This window comes from Thermosynechococcus sp. Uc (assembly GCF_029335995.1).
Classification (GTDB): domain Bacteria; phylum Cyanobacteriota; class Cyanobacteriia; order Thermosynechococcales; family Thermosynechococcaceae; genus Thermosynechococcus.
On the sequence record NZ_JARJMS020000071.1, the window covers coordinates 1 to 5,878 of the forward strand.

Genomic DNA, 5,878 nt, shown 5'->3' on the forward strand with positions numbered 1-5,878 from the left:
TCGGTGAGACGACGTACAGCCTCTAAGTCTTCTTTCGTTGCAAAGCGGTCGCTGATGACATCCAAGCAGGCATTGAGTGCGGCTGCCATTTCATAGCGCGTGGCTGCGCGATTGCCGCGGAATGTGCCGTCAGGGTAGCCGACAATACAACCGTATTTCTCCACCAAGGAAGCCAGCGCTTGATAGGCCCAGTCGGTAGGGCTGACGTCCGAAAGCTGACTCACAGAGGTAACCTGAGGCAAACTGCCTTGTTGTCCGAGACTCTGTTCAATTTCTGTTCTTGAAGGTAAAGACTGTGCCGGTGCTGTAACGCTTGGATTGGCAACTGCCATACCCCCCGTAGCTAGCAGAGAAAGCACTATTGGTGAACTTACTGCCCAACGGGCTACGTTTTGAGACATAATTTTTTACTCCTTTCACTCCTCAGAAAAGCGCTTTTGCCACCAAGGACAAATGCAGCTCTTCCTCCCTCACCTTAGCATAGAATCGCAAAAAGGATCATCTTACTTTATCTAATAGGCTAGTGGTTTGTCTGCCGTTTAGGGTGCTCAATACTAGGAGATAGAGGAAGAACTATCTACTAACATAGCAGAGAATTCCCCAGATAAGGTTATCTCGACGTTAAAAGAAGTAGAAGATTATGAGCGCGGCGCTCCCAGTGACTGACCAATCCCCTGCAAAATACCGCGGCCAATGAGTCCCAACCCACGACCAATCACCTGCGTCAATAGATAGACGATCCCCTTGCCGACCCAAGCCACAACTGCACGGACTGGGGGAGCTAGGGCATCTCGAGCTTCAAGAGCTAAGGTCAAAGCGTAGGGAATCCCCTCTAGTTGCATTAGCTCTTTTTGCCGGGGGACGGTCAGCACCAGTTCCTGAATCCCTCGCTCTGTGAGCCGTAGTAAAATCAAGCGACTTTCAAAAATGTTTTGCGGTTCCTTGACCCAACGTTGCCAGCGGTAATGCCAAGAGAGCGCGTTGCGAAAGCGTTCCATTTCCCGCGTTGAGGTGTATTGTGGCTGAAAAAATGTGTATTGAATCACCTCGCTATAACAACACCGATTGAGGAGCGGATAGACAATGCCATTGGCAACAGTCAGCAACCAGTGATCAAGCAGGGCATCGAGGAGCTCCAAGGCCGCAGTGGTGCCATAGCGATAGGTTTGCTGATGGAGGGTAAGGGGCTGTTGTACCAGTAAATGAGCAAGCATTTCCGCCACGAAGGGAATCGGCTTTAGATATACGCTAGCCACAGTTTCCCTTTCTGTGAGCAATTGCTCAATGAGGTCGAAGTCACTGCCGAGGGCAAAGCGATAGGGACGAAAAAACTCCCGCAGGCTCTGTTCCCAGAGGTCTTGCAGTAGGGAGCTACCCCGCTGGTGCAGAAATTCAATACGAGGTGGTGTCGCTTGCAAAGTGCGCACGAGAAGATCCCACTGCCGCAGGATGGTATAGAGTAGTTCCCGCCGCTGTTGTAGGGTGAGCACCTCTAACTCCAAAGGCTGCGCGGTTAGGTTCAATAGATCCGACTGCATCCGTTGCAAGCAGCGATCCGCCAGTTGAGAAATGATTTCAATTTGTGGACGCAGCGGCGACACCGCTGGAGCTGGCGGTGTTTGACTCGGCTGTGGCAATAAACGCGACACCAGCCAGTGGGCGGCACGAATTTCCCGATAGCGCCCTTCGCACACCAAGCGTTCGAGGGGAGAAAGGTGCGATCGCCCCAAGTGTTGATCCAACGCCTGCAACCACGCATCCATTTCCCCCAGTCCCTGCTGGAGAATCTGATACCGCCAACGATTCCACCGATTGGGAAAGAGCACACTCAAGGGGGGCTTTGGGGGCGTTACTGTGTGAACGATCGCCCCTTGGGCAATGGCCAGAATTCCTGCCAAGAGATCACTTAACGCTGTATTGCGATGGTAAATGCCTTCCACGCCCACTTGTTGGGCAAGGGAAACGAGTTCCAGGGCAGCCGGTCGGACGGTGAGGATCACTCGCAAAACAGGATAGTGCTGTTTCAACCACTGCCACAGCCAAGGCGTTGTGGCATCATTGACTGTGAGTTGGGCATCACAGAGCACAATCCAAGGATGGCGTTCCTGATCTAGGGGTGTTGCTTCAAGGTAGGTCACCAAGCTAGGGCCATCGTGAAACACCAGCGGCTCAATCCCCAACTGCTGTTGTATCCCCGTCCACAGGCCAAGGCGCACAACATCTTCTCCCTCGACTAGGACTAAGCCAAAGTTGAGGGAGGCATCAGCAGCGGCAGAGGTGATGAGCATTTGACCGAGACTGAGTTGGGGTTAGCAGAACAACTATTCAGATATTGAACGACAAGTCACACCCTTGCAGTTAACCGCTGAGCAGCAGTCTGCTTCACCAATGGAAGTTTGAAAATTCTTCTAGCTTAAAAGTAGAGGTGTTGAACGATAATTTGAGCAATCATAGAACACTAGCATACTTTTTAATACCCCAAGTGCCCATGTACAGTTGAAGACCAAGTAAAGTAGAGCATTTTTTGTGCTTTTACTCTTCAAGTTGTTGTGCTGTACTTTTGCTGTCTTTGCTGTTTGGCATAGGCTATACTGCTGAAGCTGTGGTTTTCTTCGAGCGATGGAGCCAACGCCTGATTTTGTTTTGCCGATTCCGGCTGCGGATACTCCCCTCTCTGAGGAAGAATTTCTCCAACAGGTGCGCCAAGCATGGCAGGTGTGTGAGCGCTTTGACCTACAAACAGAGATCTGGCGGGGACAAATCCTACGGGCAGTGCGCGATCGCTATCGTCACCAAGGGGATGAGCGGGGTATTGGCTTTCAGCAGTGGCTACAAGAACACGAGATTAGTAAAGGCCGTGCCAATGATTTAATTCAGCTGGCCAATCGCGCCGATGAGTTGCTCAAGGAGTGTCCTCTGCCTCCGGAAGCGATTTCTCGCTTTAGTAAGCGGGCATTCTTGGAAACGGCCACTGCAGATCCACAAGTTCAAGCCCTAATTACTCAAGCAGCCGCAGCGGGCGATCGCATCACCCACCGCCAAGTGCGTCAACTACAAGAGGAATGGACTGCCCTGCACTCTGATCTACTACCGCCAGTGGTGCGCCAAAAGGCCAACGATCGCATTCTTGCCCCCCGCTATGTTGCCCCCTTGGTCAAAGAATTAGAAAAGCTCCCCCCCCAGCAGCAGCAGGAACTCTGCCAAGAACTGGCTAGCGACCCCAGTGTGGAAACAGTTAAGGAAGTCACAGCGACGGCTCGCCAACTCAGCCGCTATCTTGAGGCTGCTCCCCAGATTCAAGCCCTCAACGCCCACCCCGTGGATCTAGAACAAGTCCTTATGGAAGCCCAGCGTCTTGAACACCTGCAAACCGTGGCCGATCTCCTACAGCAGGCAGCGCAACTTGAAAGTACGATTGCACGGCTTTATACCACGTGGCAACGCCTCAGTGAGTTGAGCGATCGCCTCTACCAAGAATCTGGTGCCAGTACGCCTCAATTACAGGCCCTATTAGAGGCCTTAGACTTTCTTTCTGGGGATATTGTACAAATTAACTTGGCGGGGAAAACCATTAAATTACATATCTTTGCCGAAACTAAAACGTGCTCCCCCGATTCTGCCGCCGAATTCTAACCTAGTGGATCAACCGCGTCCTCATTACTGGTAACGTAGTATGGAAGCCATTTAATGGCTGGCGGAGTAGTTATTGATTTCAGCGCGGTTAGCATGAGAGTCCTCGTAATTGGCGGTGATGGTTACTGTGGCTGGGCGACAGCCCTCTATCTTTCAAATCGTGGTCATGATGTCGCGATTTTGGATAGCCTGATTCGGCGTCATTGGGATGCTGAACTCTGTGTGGAGACCCTCACGCCGATTGCCCCTATTCAGCACCGTCTGCAACGCTGGCAGGATCTCACTGGCAAAAAAATTGGTCTCTACATTGGCGATATTTGCAACTATCACTTCCTTGAGCGCGCCATGCTTGAGTTTCAGCCCGAGGCGATCGTCCATTTCGGTGAACAGCGCTCCGCCCCCTACTCCATGATTGATCGTGAACATGCTGTCTTCACCCAAGTCAACAATGTGGTCGGCACCCTCAACCTGCTGTACGCTATTCATACCCACAACCCCGACTGCCACCTTGTAAAATTGGGCACCATGGGTGAATATGGCACCCCCAACATTGACATTGAAGAGGGGTATATCACCATTGAGCACAATGGTCGCAAGGATACATTGCCCTATCCTAAGCAGCCCGGTAGCTTCTATCACCTCAGTAAAGTCCACGATAGCCACAACATCCACTTTGCTTGCCGCACTTGGGGACTGCGTGCCACCGATTTGAACCAAGGGGTGGTCTATGGCGTGCTCACCGAAGAAACGGGCATGGATGAATTGCTGATCAACCGCCTTGATTACGATGGTATCTTTGGTACTGCCCTCAATCGCTTCTGCATTCAAGCTGCCATTGGACATCCCCTCACAGTATATGGCAAGGGCGGTCAAACTCGCGGCTTCTTAGATATTCGCGATACGGTGCGGTGTATTGAATTGGCCGTTAACACCCCCGCAGCACCGGGTGAATTTCGCGTCCTCAACCAGTTTACAGAGCAGTTCAGTGTGGGCGATCTGGCTCACAAAGTGCAAGAAGCGGGTAAAGCCCTTGGCCTTAAGGTGGAAATTCAACATCTGGAAAACCCCCGTGTTGAGAAAGAAGAGCATTACTTTAACGCCAAAAATACTAAGCTCCTAGATTTGGGACTGCAACCACACTATCTGTCGGATTCACTCCTCGACTCACTGCTCAACTTTGCCATCAAATACAAAGACCGGGTGGATGTCAACCACATTCTCCCGAAAGTGAAATGGCGCGCCTAGCCGCAGGGCAACGATGATCCCCTATGCCGTAACGGCCTCTTGGTTGGCGGAGCACTTAGCCGATCCAACTCTTGTAATTGCCGATTGCCGTTTTGACCTCATGGACCCCCAACGGGGGCAACGAGAGTATCACCAAGGACATATTCCGGGAGCGTATTATCTCGACCTAGAGCAGGATCTTTCTAGTCCGCGGCAACTGCACGGGGGGCGTCATCCCTTGCCCGATCCAGAGAAATTAGCAGCACGGCTCAACCAAATGGGGGTAACTCCAGAAACGCTGCTGCTGGCCTATGATGATTCACGGTTTGCCTATGCAGCTCGCTGCTGGTGGGTTTTACGTTGGCTGGGACACGATCGCGTGGCAGTCCTAGATGGCGGCTATCGTAGCTATGTTGAAGCGGGGTATCCAGTTACTAGGGTTATCCCACCCCCGCGGCAGGGAAACTTCAAACCCCATCCCTGTCCAGAGTGGGTCGTAGATCGCACGGCAGTCATCGCTGCCCAAGCAGACCCCCGAACCGTAATTGTGGATGCCCGTGAACCCCGTCGCTATCGTGGTGAAATTGAACCCATTGATCCAGTGGCCGGCCACATTCCCGGCGCTGTGAATTATCCGTGGCAGGACATCTCTGATGAGCAGGGACGACTCAAGTCTGCCGCGGAGCTACAAGCCTACTGGCAACCATTGGCCACAGCGGAGCAGATTATTGTCTATTGCGGCTCTGGGGTAACAGCCTGTGTGGATATTTTGGGGCTAGCGATCGCTGGCTGCCATCAAACCAAACTCTATGCGGGCAGTTGGAGTGATTGGTGTTCCTACTTGGCGGTACCTGATGATGATGACCCTTCGCTATGATCAAGCCTAAGCTCTCTTCCCCGCGCGACCATGGAACGTCTTCCCGGTAATGCCCCCCCTCGCACCACCCAGCCCCTCCACCGTCTTGGCCGTGAATTGCAACGCTTTGGTTGGATTGGCTTTTGGACACAGGTGGTCCTTGGC

General features: G+C 52.5%; 5 protein-coding genes. 3 read left to right on the plus strand and 2 right to left on the minus strand.

Annotated elements, in window-relative coordinates:
- Both P3X23_RS07920 and P3X23_RS07925 read right to left on the minus strand, forming a co-directional pair.
- Positions 1-401: iron uptake porin (locus P3X23_RS07920; RefSeq protein WP_300875110.1), on the minus strand; the 401-nt coding region annotated here is incomplete at its 3' end.
- A gap of 237 nt (positions 402-638) precedes the next feature.
- On the minus strand, positions 639-2,288 hold the full coding sequence (locus P3X23_RS07925; protein ID WP_300875112.1) for a DUF3685 domain-containing protein: 1,650 nt from the start codon (positions 2,286-2,288) through the stop codon (positions 639-641).
- Positions 2,289-2,619: 331 nt separating this feature from the next.
- Here P3X23_RS07925 and P3X23_RS07930 point away from each other — a divergent pair, with 331 nt between their 5' ends.
- From P3X23_RS07930 to P3X23_RS07940, 3 genes are all read left to right on the plus strand, one after another.
- Positions 2,620-3,633: a hypothetical protein gene (locus tag P3X23_RS07930; protein ID WP_300875114.1), complete on the plus strand. Its 1,014-nt coding sequence runs from the start codon at positions 2,620-2,622 to the stop codon at positions 3,631-3,633.
- A 93-nt stretch (positions 3,634-3,726) separates the two neighbouring features.
- The gene (locus P3X23_RS07935; protein ID WP_300875115.1) at positions 3,727-4,878 is read left to right on the plus strand and encodes an NAD-dependent epimerase/dehydratase family protein; all 1,152 of its coding nucleotides are present in this window, start codon (positions 3,727-3,729) and stop codon (positions 4,876-4,878) included.
- Positions 4,879-4,891: 13 nt separating this feature from the next.
- Entirely contained in the window at positions 4,892-5,734 is an 843-nt protein-coding gene (locus tag P3X23_RS07940) for a sulfurtransferase (RefSeq protein WP_300875116.1), read from the plus strand.
- Positions 5,735-5,878 lie beyond the last annotated feature (144 nt).